A 15,372-nucleotide genomic window follows, 5' to 3' on the forward strand; every position below is an offset into this window, starting at 1 on the left:
GCAGGCGGGCCGGTTTCGGGGGATGGCCCGCGACAGGCGGCCGGTCAACTGCGGTCCGACTTCGGCATCAGGTACTTCCACGGCGACGCGCCCACGCCCAGTTCGCACGGCACGTGCACCAGCGACGGCCGTCCCGCGGCGAACGCCTTGTCCAGCGCGCCACGCAGGTCGTCCGGGGTGCGGGCGGTCAGGCCGAGCGCGCCGAACGTCTCGGCGAGCCGGGCGAAGTCCGGGTTCCCAGCCACCCGCCCAGCGCGCGGCCCTCGAACAGCCGTTCCTGGTCGAGGTGGACGTTGCCGTAGTAGCCGTTGTCGAACATCGCCGCGACGACGTCGAGTCCATATTGGACTGTGGTGGCGAGCTCCTGCGCGGCGAACAGCTCCAGCCGCGACCCGATGCCGACCACGACGTCGGTCTCGGGCCACCGCTCGAAGCCCGAGACGCAGGTGAAGCCGAGCGGGTGGTCGTCGCCCACGATGCCGCGCCCGCCGCGGAACGGCACCACGGGCGCCTGCAGCCGTTCCGCCAGCGCCCGGACCTGCGCGGCGGCGTGCCGGGCACCGGCCACCGCATGGCGACGCTGGAGGCCTACCTCGCGCGAGAGCGGTGAGGCGGGCATCGTGTGCCGGAGCTTGTTCCGCCGGTCCCCGGATGCCACGCTCGGAGCGTGCCGATCTTCTCCGCGCCGGACGGAACCGCCCTCGCCGTCCACCTTTCCGGTTCCGGAGCCGGGCCGCCGGTGGTGTGCCTGCCCGGCGGGCCGATGCGGGCCGGCGCCTACCTCGGCGATCTCGGCGGCCTGAGCGCCCGGCGCCGCATCGCCGTGCTGGACCTGCGGGGCACCGGCGGCTCCGAGGAACCCGCCGACCCCGCCACCTACCGGTGCGACCGCCAGGTCGAGGACGTCGAGGCGCTGCGCAAGCACCTCGGCCTCGAACGGTTCGACCTGCTCGGGCATTCGGCCGGGGCGAGCCTGGCCGTCTGCTACGCGGCCCGCTACCCGCGGCGCCTGACCCGGCTCGCGCTGATCACGCCGAGCCCGCGGGCCGTCGGCTTCGACGTACCGCCCGGCGAACGGCGGCGGATCATGGCCCGGCGAGCCGGCGCGCCCTGGTACGCCGCCGCGGCCGCCGCCTACGGGCCGATCGCCGCGAAGACCGCGACCAGCGCCGACTGGGCCGCCTTCGCGCCGCTGTACTACGGCCGCTGGGATGCCGCGGCCCGGCAGCACCAGGCCGGCGAAGCCGCCCAGCGCAACGGCATGGCCGCGCGGATCTACAACTCCGCCGGCGCCTTCGAGCCCGAGACGACCCGTGCCGCGCTCGGCGCGGTCACCGCTCCGGTGCTGGTGCTGACCGGCGAGCTGGACTGGATCGCCACCCCGGCCGTCGCCGGCCGCTTCGCCTCGCTGTTCCCCGACGGCCACGCCGTCGTGCTGCCCGAGGCCGCGCACTACCCGTGGCTGGACGACGCGTCCGCGTTCGGGTCAGCCGTGGGTGGTTTCCTGGCCTGAGCCCGGGTTGCGGCGCGGTTTGATGCGGACGGCGGGCAGTGCGGGGGCGGGCAGGCGCTCGCCCGCATAGCCGGTCACGCTGCCGAACTGGTCCGACCCGGCTTGCCACGCTTCGCGGAACGCGGCGATTTCCTCGTGGGTGCGGCCGACGAAGTTCCACCACATCAGGATCTCCTCGTCGAAAGGCGTTCCGCCCAGCAGCAGGAACCGGGCCGGTTCCGTGCCGCGGTTGCTCAGGGTCAGGGAGCGCACCCCGGTGCCGACGTACCCCAGTTCCGCCGCCCGGACGCGGGTGCCGGCCACGACGACGTCGCCGGTGTCGACGAGGACGCCGTGCTCGAAGCCGGGGTCCACCCCGAGGGACATGTGGGCGTCCGGGCCCAGGACGACTTCCGCGCCCAGCAGCGGCGTGAACGTCGGGATCGGCGACGTCCGGCCGGCCAGTGAACCGAGGAACACGCGGATTTCCGCGCCTTCGATCCGGTTCACCGAAGGGACGTAGTGGTCGAACGCCCGCGCGGTGTGCCGGTGCCGTTCGGGCAGGGCCACCCAGAGCTGGACGCCGTGGAGGGTCTTCGTGGCCGCGGTCGAGACTTCGGAGTGGCAGATGCCGTGCCCGCCGGTCATCAGGTTCAGCTCGCCGGGGCGGACCATGGCGTGCGTGCCGAGGCTGTCGCGGTGTTCGATCTCGCCGGCGAACAGCCAGCTGACGGTCTGCAGCCCGGTGTGCGGATGCGGAGCGACATCCATGGCACCGGACCCGGCGACGTCGTCCGGACCGTAGTGGTCGGCGAAGCACCACGCGCCGATCAGCGACCGCGACCGCTGGGGAAGCGTCCGCCGCACCCGCATCGCCCGCGGGCCACCGAGGGGCACCTCACGCGGAGTGAGCACCTCGACGGCCGGCCGCACGGGATCGGCGGCAGCGGGCCGATCACCACAGGCGAGTTCGGCCGGGGCGGCCTCGGTGTTGCTCATACCAGCCACGGTAGTCGCGATGACCGCCACGGCACGGGTGGGCGGTGTCACCGTCGCCGGATCGCCCACAGCCGCCCATGCGCTCCACGGCCGAGCTGCCGGGTGTCGAGCGCCGCGAACTCGGGCGCCGATCTGCGCCACTGCCGCATGCCCGTGCAAGCCAGTGCGCCTCGCGCCGGAGCCGCCAAGTCGCGACCGGCGCGACCTCGGGCCGGTCGGCGGCCGATCCGCGTTCCACCATCGCCATTTCGGGTAGGCCAATGCGCCTCGGCCGCTGAGCTCCGGCTGGCGCAAGGCCGGCGGCTGATCCGCCCCGGCGCCGCATGCCCGTGCAACCCAAAGCGCCCCGCGCCGGAGCCGCCAAGTCCCGACCGGCGCGACCTCGGGCCGGTCGGTGGCCGGCTCGCGTCTCACCATCGCCATTCCGGGTAAGCCAATGCGCCTCGGCCGCTGAGCTCCGGCTGGCGCAAGCCCGGCGGCTGATCCGCGCCGCCGCATGCCCGCGCAACCCAATGCGCCCCGCGCCGAAGCCGCAAACCCCCCCCACCGGCGCAAACCCGGTCAGTAGCCGATCCCCACCCGGCCAAGCCGTCCCGCCCCAACCCGAGCGGCTAAGCCCCGACCGGCACGAACCCGGCCGCCCGGCGCCCCACCCGGACCGCCGTCCCGGCAAACCGGCCGTAAACCGCGGCGAACAGCGCGAAATCGACCGCGGCACCGGCCCCGCGGGGCCACGCGCGGCCGTCCGCCCACTCGCGCACCTCCCGCTCGGCCGCCCCCACGAGCGCCGCCGCGGCACCGACCTGCGCCCCGTCCCCGCCCACCAGCACCTCCCGCAGCGCCCGCGCGGTGGCCACCGCGTGCTCGCCCAGCCGCCCCAGCGCGGGCCGCACGTCCGACGGCACCGGTCCCCGCGCCTCGGCGACCTCCCGCGCAAGACCACCCATCCGAGTGAGATCCGCGGCGGTGTGGACGGCGGCGACGACCGCCTTCACCTCCGCCTCCCGCGGCGCGTGCAGGGCCAGCAGCGCACACGCCTGGTCCTCGCACGCGGCCCCCAGCGCAGCTACCGCGGCGGCTTGCTCCCGAGCACGTCCGCCCAGCGTGTGGTCACTTTCCAGCACCGCGCGCGTGGCCTCGTCGAGGGCGATCGCGACGAGGTCGCACAGGTCCGCCAGCCGGCGGGCGAGCGTGACCAGCTCCTTCTGAAACGCGGTCGGCATGGCCGCAGGAAACCAGCCCGCCCGGGTGTCGGCATCTCGTCGCCGTCCCGGAATTGTCGGACCCCCGTGCTCTCCTCATCGGCAAGAGCGGTGCACCCCGCACCCCGGAGAACGAGGAGAGACCGATGGCAGGCGAAACGACGGTCACCGTGGTCGGCAACCTGACGAGCGACCCCGAACTGCGCTTCACCCCGGCCGGCTCCGCGGTCGCGAACTTCACGGTCGCGAGCACGCCGCGGACGTTCGACCGCGAGTCCGGCGCCTGGCGCGACGGCGACGCGCTGTTCCTGCGCTGCAGTTTGTGGCGGGAGTACGCGGAAAACGTCGCCGAATCGCTCGTGCGCGGCGCCCGTGTGGTCGTCCACGGCCGCCTGAGACAGCGGTCGTACGACACGAAGGAGGGCGAGAAGCGCACTGTTGTCGAGCTGGAGGTCGACGAGATCGGGCCGTCCCTGCGGTACGCCACCGCCAAGGTGACCAAGGTCAGCCGCGCGGCGGGTGGCGAAGGGAGCAGTTCCTGGACCCGGGAACCGGTGGCGGCGGGAGAGCCGCCCTTCTGATCCCATCCGTTCGCGGCCGGCCTTCGAACGCCCGTCGACGGAGCTTCGACCCGGGCTGGATCGCCTGCGGTGACGATGAGGGGGACGCTCCGGCCGGACCTGCTGTCGAAATCCCGCCCACCGATTCGACGCAGGGGGTAGAGGCCGAACCACGAGCGGGAGGGACCGACATGAACGGGAACGAGAAGAACGGCTCACCGGCCGTGCACCCCGTGGTCAACCACCGGATGCGGGCGATGCTGCGAGCAGTCGGCGCGGGCCGGGCCCGGGTGTCCTGCAGCAGCGAACCGGACCTGTTCATCGACGGCCTGTCGTGCGGCGACCAGTTCGCGGCCCACGCACTGGCCCACCAGGGCCTGGTCCGCGCGGCCCGCCCCGGCCGCCCGGGCGAGCTGGTCCCGGCGGTCCTGACACCGGCGGGCCGGGCCCTCATCGCCCCCGAGCAGAGATCGGCCGCCTGACCCGGCGGCCGGCGGATGTTTGACAACTCAACAGAGCAGCCTTGCTCCTGCGAAGACCCGGAGTGGAGGAGGCGCGGATCGATCGCCGGGCCGGCGCGAAGGCGAGGGCCCGGTGCGGTAATCGCCCGGGCCGGACGATGCGGCGGTCCGGACGCGCCCCGGACCGCCGCCGGCGGCCTGCGCCTACTGGCCCTGCTGCGGGAACTGGCCTTGCTGCGGGCCCTGCTGCGGAAAACCGTGCGGCTGCGACGGGTGCTGCGGGAACCCCTGCGGCTGCGACGGATGCTGCGGGAACGCCTGCTGCTGCGGGAACCCTTGCTGCGGAACACCCTGCTGCGGGACACCCTGCGACGGGTGCGGCGGGTACCCCGGCGCCGCCTGCTGCTGGGCTTGGCCCTGCTCCTCCTGCGCCTGCAGCCGGACCGCGTCCTCCTTCGGAAGGCGGTTCTCGATCCCGCAGAACGTGCACTGCGCCGTGTACTTGACGCTGATCGGGAACAGCGGGATGAAGAACAGCGTGAACTTCGTGACCGCCTTGCGCACCGCGTGCGAAGCCGGGTTACCGCACCGGCCGCACAAGAACGTCGTCATCGCCAGCACGTAGATGCGTGTACGCCAGCCCCAGATCAGCATCGGTCTTCTCTCTTTCGGTTCTTCCTTCGCCGCGCAGCCTCGCACACCGTTGCCGCTTGGCGATGCGGTTTTGCCGATCCCGTCCGGACGGGTACCCGGCGAACCGGACATTCGGCCCGTACCACGACACCGAAAGTCCCGGGACTAGATTGGGATCATGCCAAGCGACTTCGTCCTGAAGACGATGAATGCCGTGCACCGCGGCCTGATCAAACTCACCGGTGGGCGGGTGGGCTGGCAGGTGGCCATGCCCGTCTTGGAACTCACCACCGTCGGCCGCAAGAGCGGCCAACCCCGGTCGGTGCTGCTGACCTCGCCCCACCAGGAGGGCGACACCGTGGTCGTCGTGGCGTCGCGGGGCGGCGACGACACGCACCCCGCGTGGTTCCTCAACCTGCGCGACAACCCGGACGTCGAGGTCTCGCTGAAGGGCGACCCGAAGCGCCCGATGCGTGCCCGGGTCGCCGACGCCGAAGAGCGGGCGCGGCTGTGGCCGAAGATCACCGCCGACTTCAAGAACTACGCGCAGTACCAGACGAAGACCGAGCGGGAGATCCCGCTCGTCTTCCTCGAACCGCGGTAGGTCACGACCGCGCCGTCAGGTAGGCCGGATCGGCGGCGGGGATCGGCTGGTCGGGGACCCCGGCCAGCAGCCGGCTCATGGCGTGGAAGTACGGCGGCGCGGCGACCGTCCCGCCGAACGCGCCGTGACCGCAGTCGCCGAGGTGCACCGGGGTGCCCGGGCAGATCTCCCGCGGGTGCGGCCCGTCGGCGAAGACCATGGACGACACCGCGTAGCCGTCGACACCGCCGACGAAGGCGACGGATTCGCTCAGCTGCGTCGTGCCCGTCTTGCCGATGTCGGGCCGGGTCCAGCCGGCCGCGCGGGCCGCTTCGGCGGACGTGCCGCTCGTGGTGTCCTTGCTCAGCCCCGCTTCCAGGGTGTCCGCCACGCCCGTGGGGACGACCCGCTCGCACGCCTGCTGGGCGACCGGCACGGCGTTGCCGTTCCGGTCGGTCACCGAGAGGATCGGGCTCGGCGGGCACCAGACGCCGCCGCTCATCAGCGTCGCCGAGACGTTGGCCATCTCCAGCGGGCTGACCGGGCTGTTGCCCAGGGTGAACGACAGCAGGTTCCGGAAGTACTGCGACTGCGGCTCGCTGTACTGCGGGTTGCCCGACTTCGGGTCCGGCGTGCGGCCGGCGTCGTTGGTCGCCAGGGTGCTGCGCAGCCCGAGCTTGTAGGCCATGTCGAGCACGGCGGGCATCCCGACCTGGCTCTCCAGCCCGACGAAGGCGACGTTCGGCGACGTCGCCAGCCCGTCGGCGAGGGTGATCGGGTCCGCGTAGTGGCCGTCGTTGTGGACGGTGTAGCAGGACGCGTGCGCGTCGGGCACCGGGAAGCACTGGCTGTCCGGGTTGGGCAGCGGGGTGTCGAGGCCCGCCTTGCCGGTCACGAGCGCCGCGGCCGAGGTGAAGATCTTGAACGACGAACCCGCGCCGAACTCGTTGCTCGCGTCGGCGACGATGTCGGTTGACGTCTCACCCCGGGCCGGATCGGTGCCGTAGTTGCGGTTCGCGACCATGGCGAGCACCTGGTGCCCGTCCTGGCCCGGCTGGACGACGGCGAAGGTGTTGGCCACGCCGTCCTGGGTGGTCGGCACGTTGGCGTCGACGGCGTCCTTGGTCACCTGGGAGACGCGCGGGTCGAGGGTGGTCTTGATCGTGTACCCGCCGGTGGCCAGCCGGTCGGCGGTGAACCCGGCGTGCACCAGGTAGCTTTCCGCGTAGGCGCAGAAGAACCCCGCGTCCGGCGCCGCGCCCAGGCACGTGCCGGACGGCGTGACCGGGCCGTTCGGCAGGAGCCCGAGCGGAGCCGCCTTCGCCGTCGCCGCGTACGAGGCCGGGATGGAGCCGTTGGTGACCATGGCGTCGATGACGAGATTGCGGCGCTGCAGTGCCTTGTCCGGGTGGGTGTACGGGTTGTAGACGCTCGGGTTGTTCACCATTCCGGCGAGCAGTGCCGCCTGCGGAACGGTCAGTTTGTCCGCACTCGTCCCGAAATAGGCCTTGGCCGCCGCGCCGACACCGTACACCGTTCCGCTGAATTCGACCACATTGAGGTAATTTGCCAGAATGTCGTCCTTGCTCGTGGTCGCATTGAGCTGGACGGCCATTTTCGCCTCCCGCAGCTTGCGGGCGAGCGAGTCTTCGCGGTCGGCCTGCTGGGCCGCCGGGTCGGTCCGGTCGACGACGTTGATGAGGTAGTTCTTGACGTACTGCTGCGTGATCGTCGACGCGCCCTGCAGCGCCCCGCCGGCGCTGTCGTTGACCGCCGCGCGGAGCATTCCCTGCACGTCGACGCCACCTTCGGTGTAGAAGCGGCGGTCCTCGATCGCGATGATCGCGGCCTTCATCGTCGTCGGGATCCCGGTCGCGGTGACAGGCAGGCGGTACTGGGCGTACAGCGTCGCGATCGGGGTGCCGTCTCGGTCGGTGACCGTGGTGGTCAGCGGCGGATCGGCGGCGGCGAGCTGGGCGGAAATGGCGTCCACCGAATCACTGACCTGATTCGACAGCAGGCCGGCGCCGATGGCGGCAGGCGCCATCGTCCCGGCCACCAGAATTCCGGCGAGCAGACACAAACCGGCAAAAGGGACCACGCCCCGGCGACGTTTCACGAATTCGAGATTAGGCATCGGGCGATAAAGCTTCCGTTCGGTGAGACATGTGCCTCACCGGGCCAACCTGCCGAGCAGGGCCGAGGCGGCCGAAACGGCCACCGCCGTCGCCACGGCCAGTACGGCGAAGTCGGTCCCGAGGTGGGCCGGTGTCCCGATGAGCAGCCCGCGCAGGGCGTCGACCTGGTAGCTCAGCGGGTTGACGTGGCTGAGCACCTTCAGCCACGACGGCATCAGGTCCACCGGGTACAGCGCGTTCGAGCCGAAGAACAGCGGCATCGTGATCGCCTGCCCGATGCCCATCAGCCGTTCCCGCGACAGCACGATCCCGGCGATCACGATCGACAGGCAGCAGAAGAACGCCGAACCGAGCACGAGGACGACGGCCATCGCGAGTAGCTTCAGCGGGTTCGCGGTCAGCCCGACGCCGAGGACCGCGGCCAGTACCAGCACCATCAGGGCCTGGACGAGCGCGCGGATCCCGGCGGCGAACGCCTTCCCGGCGACGAGTGCCGCGCGCGGGGTCGGGGTTACCAGGAGCTTCGCGAGCACGCCGGCGTCGCGCTCCCAGATGATCTGGATGCCGTAGAAGATCGCGATGAACAACGCCGACTGGGCCAGGATGCCCGGCGCCAGGAAGTCGAGGTACGGCGTCGAACCGGTCGGGATCGCGTGCAGCCGGGTGAACGTCTCGCCGAAGATCAGCAGCCACAGCGCCGGCTGGATCGCCCGGGTGAGCAGCTCGGTCTGGTCGCGGCGCAGCTTCTGCAGTTCCACCAGGCACATCGCGCCGACGCGGGCGCCGAGCACGCGCAGCCGGCGCAGCGGGCCCGGGTCAGCCGAGGCGGCGGGCGGTGCGGCGAGTGGCACGGACACCGCGGATCCCTCCTTCTTCGTTCTCGAGGTGGTTCCCGGTCACCGCGCGGAACACGTCGTCCAAAGTGGACTCAGGGCCGAGGCCGGTCTCCAGCTCGGCCGGGGTGCCCAGTGCGCGGATCCGGCCGGCGTGCATCAGGGCGACGCGGTCGCAGTACTGCTCGGCTTCGTCCATGTAGTGCGTGGTGACGAGCACGGTCATACCGGTCGCCTCGCGGATCGAGCCGATGCGGTCCCACACCGACGACCGCGCGACCGGGTCGAGCCCGATCGTCGGCTCGTCGAGGATGAGCAGCCGTGGCGAGCTGACCAGGGCCTGGGCGAGCTCGAGCCGGCGGATCATGCCTCCGGAGTACGTCTTGGCCGTGCGGTCGGCGTCGCCGGCCAGCCCGACCAGGTCCAGGGCCAGCCGCACCTGTTCGGCCCGTCCGGCGCGCGGCACGTCGAAGAGCCGTGCGAACAGCGCGACGTTCTCGCGGCCGGTCAGCGCACTGTCGGCGGACAGCTGCTGCGGGACGTACCCGATCAGCCGCCGCACGGCCATCCGGTGACGTGCGACGTCGACGCCGAAGACGGTGATGCGATCCCGGGTGGCCGGCAGCAGCGTGGTGATCATCCGGAGGGTGGTCGTCTTGCCGGCGCCGTTCGGGCCGAGCAGGCCGAACACCTCGCCCGGGTGGATTTCGAGGTCGACGCCGTCCACCGCGCGGGTCGCGCCGAACGAGTGGCTCAGGCCGGTGCAGCGCACCGCCGCGGGTTCGGTCATGGTTGCTCCTTCAGGATGCCCATGAGCTTTTCCAGCGCCGGCAGTGCCTGCCCGATCGCCGTGATGTCCTGTTCGGACAGTTCCGCGAGGGCGTCGGCGACGAGCCCGGTGCGGGCGCGGCGCCAGGCCGCCATCCGCTCGGCGGCCGCGGCCGTGATCTCCAGCCGGGCCGCGCGCCGGTCGGCGGGGTCGGCCTCGCGGCGCAGCAGGCCCGTGTCGGCGAGCTGGTTCACCAGCGTGCTGACCGAGTTGTTCGCCAGGTGCAGTTCGCGTGCGGCCGCGGCGACGCCGATGCCGGGGTGGTCGGCCACGACGCGCAGGAGCTCGACCTGGGCGCCGGGCAGCGGGGTACCCGGTACGTCGGCGCGCGCCCGGCGGCGCACCACCCGGCGGATTCCCTGGACGGTGGCCAGCAGCCGGTCGGCGAGTTCGGTCATGCCTCCGAAGCTAGCTCTGCCCCAGATCTATTAGCAACGCTAAATGTCTGGTTTGCGAGCAAAGGTGGAATCAGCTTCGAGCAGGACGCGACGTTGGCGTGTGCCGCCGTCACGGCGTGGACCTCGCTCGACGGTGTGCGCCCGGGCGATGTCGTGCTGACCCTCGGCACCGGCGGAGTCTCCCTGTTCGCCCTGCAACTGGCGAAGGCGCGCGGGGGGCGGGTGGTCGCGACGACGTCGAGCGCGGATCGTCGAAGTCGGCGGCCCGGCACGTTCGCGCAGTCGCTGGTCGCGGCCGGGACGCACCACGCCGAGATCGCGGTCGTCGGGTTCGTCGGCCGGAGCGGGCCGCCGATCGACTTCATGGACCCTGTTCCGCAGCGGCGCGACGGTGCGGAAGATCCGGGTCGGCAGCCGCGAGGACCCCGAGGACCTGCTCCGGTGGCTCGACGTGTGGCCGATCGAGCCGGTCGTCGACCGCGTTCACTCCTTCGAGGACGCCGGCGCGGCGTTCCGGCGCTTCGAGGGCCGGGAGAACTTCGGCAAGGTCGTGATCGCCGCCGCGTGAGGCGAGAGGGATACCGCTGATCGGCGGAACCTACCCGGAGTGACCGTTCGGCGGCGGGCCCGTGCCGTTCGCCGCGCCGGGGCGGGAATGGCGATCCGGAATGGGCAGCGCGGGCGCATGCTGTCCCTTCCGGCCCCGCGTCCCCGCGCCTGACGTCCACAGTGGACACTGCCAGTGCGCCCGGTCCGGCGGCCTCCGAAATGAGGATAGGAACGTTCGTCGTGACCCTGCTGGACAGCAAGCTCGTCCGGTGCTGGACCTCCCGCCCGCACCTGCAGTCCCTCTACACCCTCGCCGCGGCCGCCCCGCGGATGCGCGCCGCACTCGGCTTGACGCCCACCGGCGGCGGCACGGTCGACTTCAAGGTGGACGGGGACGCGCTGGCCCGTACCGAGGCGGAGCTGATCGCCGCGACGTCGGCGCGGCTGCCGGTGCACCCGCTGGTGACGCAGGACCTCCAGGGCCGTTCGACGGTCCGGTGCTGGCGGCGCAACCGCGACCTGCGCGTGCTGACCGGCGACCTGGTGGACGTCGCGGACCGGCTGGCCAGGGCGGGGTACGGCGGCTCCCTGCGGTTCGCGACCGTCGAGTTCGCCGAGCCGGCCGGGCGCCGCGAGGGGAAGCTGGCCCTGGTGTACCTGTTCGACCGCGGCACGTTCCACGCCGCGGCGCCGGGGGCCCGGCCACTGGACCGGGCACTGGAGCTGCGCGCCCGGGCGGCGTTGCACGGAGCGCTGCCGCTGGAACCCGCCGTGCAACGGCGGTTCGTGCTCTGAGCGCAGCTCTGAAAATCCGCTGATTGGCGCGGTCCGGGCATTCTGCGAGGATGCTGCTCTCGTCCGATCGAAGGAGATGGCCGTGGCTTCTCGTCTCAACCCGTACCTGAGCTTCCGCGACGACGCGCGGCAGGCCATGGAGTTCTACAAGGGTGTCTTCGGCGGCACGCTCACCCTGAACACGTTCGGGGAATTCGGTTCACCCGAAGGAGCGGATGCGGACAAGGTCATGCACGCGCAGCTGGAGGCCGAAAACGGCTTCACGCTGATGGCGTCGGACACCCCGCCCGGGATGGAGCACAACCCGGGCACGAACATTTCGGTGAGCCTCAGCGGAGACGACGCCGACGACCTGCGCGGCTACTGGGACAAGCTGAGCGACGGCGGAACCGTGACGGTTCCGTTCGAAAAGCAGATGTGGGGCGACGAATTCGGTGCCTGCGTCGACAAGTTCGGCATTCCCTGGATGGTCAACGTCGTGCAGGGCTAGCCGCGAGCCGTTGCAGCCGATGCCCCCGTCGGTGACGATGGGGGCACCGGCGTGGCGTGGCGCCGGGCTGAAGGAGGCCCGATGGCGGGTTTTCCCTGGACGTGTGCACAGTGCGGCGCGGTCAACGACCCCGCTGCCCGGCGCTGCGGCACCTGCGCGGGCGTGGCGCCGGGCCGGGCTCGCGCGCGGGCGCTGTGGGTGCTGCTGACCCTGATGGTGGTGGCCGGTGTCGCGGTGGGCGGGGTCCTGCTGTTCGCCGGGCAGCCGCGGCCTTCGCCGTCCTCGCCGGGGCCGTTCCCGGAGTACACCACGCCCGCGCTGCCGACCACCAAGACCGTGGTCACCACCGCGAACGGCGTCACCCCGCCCGTCACGCCGCCCACGACCACCTCGACGGACAAGCCGTGCCCGGCGGACGCGGCGCGCTACCTGCCCGGCGGCACGGGGACGGCGCTGCTCGTGGCGCAGACCGCGAAGTCGCTCGTCACCATCTGCCGGATTCCCGACGGCCGGATCTTCTACGACGGCCAGGCCCGTGGGCAGGCGGCTTCCGGCGAAACCCACATCATGCTGCCGGCCCAGGCCGTAGGCGACGGCTTCGTCGCGGTGAACGGCGAGTACCGCTATCAGGTCGACGGCGGCCGGCTGGTCGTGTCGGCCGGGTCCGAGGTGCTCTCGGACGAGGAACTGACCACGGTCGGCTGAGCGTCGGGCAGCTCGTCCACCGGCTCCGCGTCGAACCCGAGGTCGGCCCGCATCCGGGCGCGCATGAGGCGGTAGCCGCGCTGGCCGGCGTCCCAGGCGGGCCGCAGCTTGGTGCGGTCGTCGTCCTTCGGGTCCAGCAGCATCGCGGCGAGCCGCATCCGGGGCAGCGTGGCGCCGCTGACCAGCTGCCGGACCGCCTCCGGCGCGTGCAGCACGACGGGCCCGAGCGCGTGCTGGGCCTCGCTGCGCACCTCCCGCAGCTCGGCGAGCTGGTGTTCGTCAAGCTTGCCGTCCGACTCGCGGATCGCGCGGGCCTGGAACAGCACCCCGTCGAACGCTTCGAGGGCACCCATCAGCTGGGCGTAGGCCTCGGCGCGGGTCTCGTGGGTCCGGGCTTCGCGTTCGCGCTGCCACCGGCGCTCCTCGCGCGCGGTCTCTTCGGCCATCCGCCTGGCCTCCCGCCGTCCCGAAAGGACCTGGGTCAGGATCACCCCGGCGAGGCCGAGGAGGGCGACGACGATCGGAATCCACACCGGGACTTGAGAACCCACGAGCGCACCCTACCCAGGATGTGGGAGTGGCGGCGGCCACGCGGCCGGTGTCCGCATGCTGGAGCCATGGCTTCTCCGCTGGACAACCCGACCTGGGCGTCGCTGGCCGGCCCGCACGCCCGTTTCGCGGAACGGCAGGGGCGCGTCCTGCGCTACCCGGAGGACGTCGCACCCTTCCTGGCCCTGCCCGACGACCCCGGTGAGCAGGACTGGCTCGACGTCGCCGAGCTCGCCGGGCCGGGGGCGACCGTCGTGCTCGCCGCGACCGCCGCACGGCCGCCGTCCGGCTGGGAGGTGCTCGACGAAATCTCCGGCGTGCAGCTGGTCGACGAGGGGGTCGCGGCCGCGCCCGAGCCGGAAGCCGTGCGGCTCGGCCCCGCGGACGTGCCGGAGATGCTCGACCTCGTCGAGCGGACGCGGCCGGGGCCGTTCCGGAAGCGGACCGTCGAGCTCGGCACCTACCTCGGCATCCGGCGCGGCGGCGCGCTCGTCGCGATGGCGGGCGAGCGGCTGCACCCGCCGGGCTACACGGAGATCAGCGCGGTCTGCACGGACCCGGCGTACCGTGGCCAGGGCCTCGCGACGCGGCTGGTGCTCGCGGTGGCGGCGGGCATCCGCGAGCGCGGCGAGATCCCGATGATGCACGCGGCCGCAAGCAACACCTCCGCCATCCGCCTCTACCTCTCCCTGGGCTTCGCCCTGCGGCGCCGGCCGGACTTCGTGGCGGTGCGCGTGCCGCTCGCGGTCGCCGTTTAGGCACCGGTCGACGACCCCGGCCGGACGATCATCAGGACCGTCACCACCGCCCACAGCAGGTTGAACACCCCGGTCAGCATGGCCAGCCGGCCGAGGGTGTCCGATGTGGACTCCTCGGCCAGCAGCCGCCGCTGGCGCGGCAGGATCAGCAGCGCGAGCACCGCGGCCGCGGCCGCCGTCAGGCCGATCGACACGAGCAGCCACGGGTCGCCCATGACGTGCATCGTGCCGGCGACGCCGAAGCCGAACACCGGAACCGCGATGGCCGCGTAGGCGTACACGCGGCAGATCCGGTGCAGCAGGGTGGCCGCCTTGACGTCGCCCCGGCGGACCGCGGCGGGGAACATGCTGGCCGCGACGGCGACCGGGCCCACGGCGAGGATCGCCGCCAGGACGTGGATCGAGAGCAGGATTTTCGACACGCGCCCGACGCTAGCGATCTTCCCGGGCCCCGGGGAGTGGCTGGATTGCCAGGAACCGCCGGGATCCGGCCATCCGCGGGGTGGATGTCGAATCCGGGGCCACCGGTTCGACGCAGGGGCAACGGGAAGGAGAGCACGATGACCGCCACGACCAGCACCCCCCACCGGGTCCGGAGCTTGCCGGTCCTGCTCGCCACCGAGGACGACGCCGAGAACATGGGCCTGCTGGCGCCCGACGACCGGCTGACCTGCCACGTGCACGGCCGGTGGATCCACCAGTGCGTTGCCTCGCCGGCGCACGTCAGCCCGGTCACCCGGCACCGCTGGTGCCGCGGCTGCCGCACGGAGCTGGCCGTCGCGGTCGACGAGCTGTCCCTGGCCGTGGCGATGACCTGCCCACGCTGCGGGCACGGCGGCAGCGCCGCCACCACCCGGCTGACCGCGGCCTGCCGGGCGAGCCTCGCCGCCGAGCGCGCCGCCCGCCGAGCGGCTTAGACCACATCTCATTTGGGGTTGTTGTGGGCTAGAAGATCCAGCTTGATCGCCCGGCGGTAGCAGATCATTGCGCAGGCCAGCTGGGTGAAGCCCAGGAAGTGGGCAGCCTTACGCTCGTAGCGACGTGCCAGCCGACGGAACCGGGAAACCCACTCCAAGGTCCGCTCGATGACGTACCGATAACGTCCCAGCCGCTTGGCCGACTCGATACCCCGACGGGCGATCCGGGCAACGATGCCCCGCGTACGCAGCACCTTCCAGCACGCCGGGTAGTCGTAGCCCTTGTCCGCGTGCAGCTTGCGGGGCCGGCGCCGCGGCCGTCCGACCGGCCCGGCGACCGGCGCGACCGCATCGACCACCGCCTCGAACGTCAGGTGGTCGTTGCGGTTGGCCGCGGAGACGACCACCGCCAACGGCAGGCCACCACGCTCGCTCATCGCGTGGATCTTCGAGCCCGGCTTGCCCCGATCAACCGGGCTGG

General features: G+C 72.3%; 22 protein-coding genes. 10 read left to right on the forward strand and 12 right to left on the reverse strand.

The window, feature by feature from the left end; translation table 11 throughout:
* Window positions 1-44: 44 nt before the first annotated feature.
* Both ACLJQE_RS17530 and ACLJQE_RS17535 read right to left on the reverse strand, forming a co-directional pair.
* On the reverse strand, window positions 45-245 hold the full coding sequence (locus tag ACLJQE_RS17530; RefSeq protein WP_410640283.1) for a thiamine pyrophosphate-dependent enzyme: 201 nt from the start codon (window positions 243-245) through the stop codon (window positions 45-47).
* Complete coding sequence (locus tag ACLJQE_RS17535; RefSeq protein ID WP_410640284.1) at window positions 188-658, reverse strand: thiamine pyrophosphate-dependent enzyme; 471 nt, start codon at window positions 656-658, stop codon at window positions 188-190. The genes ACLJQE_RS17530 and ACLJQE_RS17535 overlap by 58 nt, the downstream gene beginning before the upstream one ends.
* 9 nt (window positions 659-667) lie before the next feature.
* Here ACLJQE_RS17535 and ACLJQE_RS17540 point away from each other — a divergent pair, with 9 nt between their 5' ends.
* On the forward strand, window positions 668-1,513 hold the full coding sequence (locus ACLJQE_RS17540; protein WP_410640285.1) for an alpha/beta fold hydrolase: 846 nt from the start codon (window positions 668-670) through the stop codon (window positions 1,511-1,513).
* Here ACLJQE_RS17540 and ACLJQE_RS17545 read toward each other — a convergent pair.
* Window positions 1,487-2,491: a pirin family protein gene (locus tag ACLJQE_RS17545; RefSeq protein ID WP_410640286.1), complete on the reverse strand. Its 1,005-nt coding sequence runs from the start codon at window positions 2,489-2,491 to the stop codon at window positions 1,487-1,489. The genes ACLJQE_RS17540 and ACLJQE_RS17545 overlap by 27 nt on opposite strands.
* Before the next feature lie 611 nt (window positions 2,492-3,102).
* Window positions 3,103-3,714: a PhoU domain-containing protein gene (locus tag ACLJQE_RS17550; protein ID WP_410640287.1), complete on the reverse strand. Its 612-nt coding sequence runs from the start codon at window positions 3,712-3,714 to the stop codon at window positions 3,103-3,105.
* Between the two features lie 125 nt (window positions 3,715-3,839).
* Between ACLJQE_RS17550 and ACLJQE_RS17555 the strand changes: the two genes are divergently transcribed.
* Together ACLJQE_RS17555 and ACLJQE_RS17560 are read left to right on the forward strand one after the other, a co-directional pair.
* Window positions 3,840-4,274 (forward strand): single-stranded DNA-binding protein, encoded by a 435-nt coding sequence (locus tag ACLJQE_RS17555; RefSeq protein WP_410640288.1) that lies wholly within the window; start codon window positions 3,840-3,842, stop codon window positions 4,272-4,274.
* 170 nt (window positions 4,275-4,444) lie between these two features.
* Window positions 4,445-4,735 (forward strand): hypothetical protein, encoded by a 291-nt coding sequence (locus tag ACLJQE_RS17560; RefSeq protein ID WP_410640289.1) that lies wholly within the window; start codon window positions 4,445-4,447, stop codon window positions 4,733-4,735.
* Window positions 4,736-4,918: 183 nt separating this feature from the next.
* Here ACLJQE_RS17560 and ACLJQE_RS17565 read toward each other — a convergent pair whose 3' ends face one another.
* Window positions 4,919-5,368 (reverse strand): zinc-ribbon domain-containing protein, encoded by a 450-nt coding sequence (locus ACLJQE_RS17565; protein WP_410640290.1) that lies wholly within the window; start codon window positions 5,366-5,368, stop codon window positions 4,919-4,921.
* Between the two features lie 157 nt (window positions 5,369-5,525).
* On the opposite strand from ACLJQE_RS17565, the gene ACLJQE_RS17570 reads away from it, so the two are divergent.
* Entirely contained in the window at window positions 5,526-5,951 is a 426-nt protein-coding gene (locus tag ACLJQE_RS17570) for a nitroreductase/quinone reductase family protein (protein WP_410640291.1), read from the forward strand.
* Between the two features lies 1 nt (window position 5,952).
* Here ACLJQE_RS17570 and ACLJQE_RS17575 read toward each other — a convergent pair whose 3' ends face one another.
* From ACLJQE_RS17575 to ACLJQE_RS17590, 4 genes are read right to left on the reverse strand one after another with little or no spacing between them, the layout of a single operon-like run.
* Window positions 5,953-8,067, reverse strand: a complete 2,115-nt coding sequence (locus tag ACLJQE_RS17575) for a transglycosylase domain-containing protein (RefSeq protein ID WP_410640292.1) — start codon at window positions 8,065-8,067, stop codon at window positions 5,953-5,955.
* Between the two features lie 36 nt (window positions 8,068-8,103).
* Complete coding sequence (locus ACLJQE_RS17580; protein WP_410640293.1) at window positions 8,104-8,925, reverse strand: ABC transporter permease; 822 nt, start codon at window positions 8,923-8,925, stop codon at window positions 8,104-8,106.
* The gene (locus ACLJQE_RS17585) at window positions 8,885-9,691 is read right to left on the reverse strand and encodes an ABC transporter ATP-binding protein (protein ID WP_410640294.1); all 807 of its coding nucleotides are present in this window, start codon (window positions 9,689-9,691) and stop codon (window positions 8,885-8,887) included. The genes ACLJQE_RS17580 and ACLJQE_RS17585 overlap by 41 nt, the downstream gene beginning before the upstream one ends.
* Window positions 9,688-10,128, reverse strand: a complete 441-nt coding sequence (locus ACLJQE_RS17590; RefSeq protein WP_410640295.1) for a MarR family winged helix-turn-helix transcriptional regulator — start codon at window positions 10,126-10,128, stop codon at window positions 9,688-9,690. The genes ACLJQE_RS17585 and ACLJQE_RS17590 overlap by 4 nt, the downstream gene beginning before the upstream one ends.
* A 247-nt stretch (window positions 10,129-10,375) precedes the next feature.
* Between ACLJQE_RS17590 and ACLJQE_RS17595 the strand changes: the two genes are divergently transcribed.
* The 4 genes from ACLJQE_RS17595 to ACLJQE_RS17610 all read left to right on the forward strand — a co-directional run bounded on the left by ACLJQE_RS17595 (window position 10,376) and on the right by ACLJQE_RS17610 (window position 12,667).
* Window positions 10,376-10,696, forward strand: a complete 321-nt coding sequence (locus ACLJQE_RS17595) for a zinc-binding dehydrogenase (protein ID WP_410640330.1) — start codon at window positions 10,376-10,378, stop codon at window positions 10,694-10,696.
* Between the two features lie 221 nt (window positions 10,697-10,917).
* Window positions 10,918-11,472, forward strand: coding sequence for a PspA-associated protein PspAB (gene pspAB / locus ACLJQE_RS17600; RefSeq protein ID WP_410640296.1), 555 nt, complete (start codon window positions 10,918-10,920; stop codon window positions 11,470-11,472).
* Between the two features lie 82 nt (window positions 11,473-11,554).
* Entirely contained in the window at window positions 11,555-11,962 is a 408-nt protein-coding gene (locus ACLJQE_RS17605) for a VOC family protein (protein ID WP_410640297.1), read from the forward strand.
* 81 nt (window positions 11,963-12,043) lie between these two features.
* A complete protein-coding gene (locus ACLJQE_RS17610) occupies window positions 12,044-12,667 on the forward strand; it encodes a hypothetical protein (protein ID WP_410640298.1) in 624 nt (207 codons plus the stop codon).
* Here the strand turns inward: ACLJQE_RS17610 and ACLJQE_RS17615 are convergent.
* Complete coding sequence (locus ACLJQE_RS17615; protein ID WP_410640299.1) at window positions 12,589-13,218, reverse strand: hypothetical protein; 630 nt, start codon at window positions 13,216-13,218, stop codon at window positions 12,589-12,591. The genes ACLJQE_RS17610 and ACLJQE_RS17615 overlap by 79 nt on opposite strands.
* 66 nt (window positions 13,219-13,284) lie before the next feature.
* Between ACLJQE_RS17615 and ACLJQE_RS17620 the strand changes: the two genes are divergently transcribed.
* Entirely contained in the window at window positions 13,285-13,974 is a 690-nt protein-coding gene (locus ACLJQE_RS17620) for a GNAT family N-acetyltransferase (RefSeq protein WP_410640300.1), read from the forward strand.
* Here the strand turns inward: ACLJQE_RS17620 and ACLJQE_RS17625 are convergent.
* Window positions 13,971-14,396, reverse strand: coding sequence for a hypothetical protein (locus ACLJQE_RS17625; RefSeq protein ID WP_410640301.1), 426 nt, complete (start codon window positions 14,394-14,396; stop codon window positions 13,971-13,973). The two genes, ACLJQE_RS17620 and ACLJQE_RS17625, sit on opposite strands and share 4 nt — an antisense overlap.
* Before the next feature lie 138 nt (window positions 14,397-14,534).
* Between ACLJQE_RS17625 and ACLJQE_RS17630 the strand changes: the two genes are divergently transcribed.
* Window positions 14,535-14,891 (forward strand): hypothetical protein, encoded by a 357-nt coding sequence (locus ACLJQE_RS17630; RefSeq protein ID WP_410640302.1) that lies wholly within the window; start codon window positions 14,535-14,537, stop codon window positions 14,889-14,891.
* Between the two features lie 8 nt (window positions 14,892-14,899).
* On the opposite strand, the gene ACLJQE_RS17635 is transcribed toward ACLJQE_RS17630, so the two are convergent.
* Window positions 14,900-15,372: IS5 family transposase (locus ACLJQE_RS17635; protein WP_410640303.1), on the reverse strand; the 473-nt coding region annotated here is incomplete at its 5' end.

The sequence above is a fragment of the Amycolatopsis sp. lyj-346 genome (assembly GCF_046548975.1).
Classification (GTDB): Bacteria; Actinomycetota; Actinomycetes; order Mycobacteriales; family Pseudonocardiaceae; genus Amycolatopsis.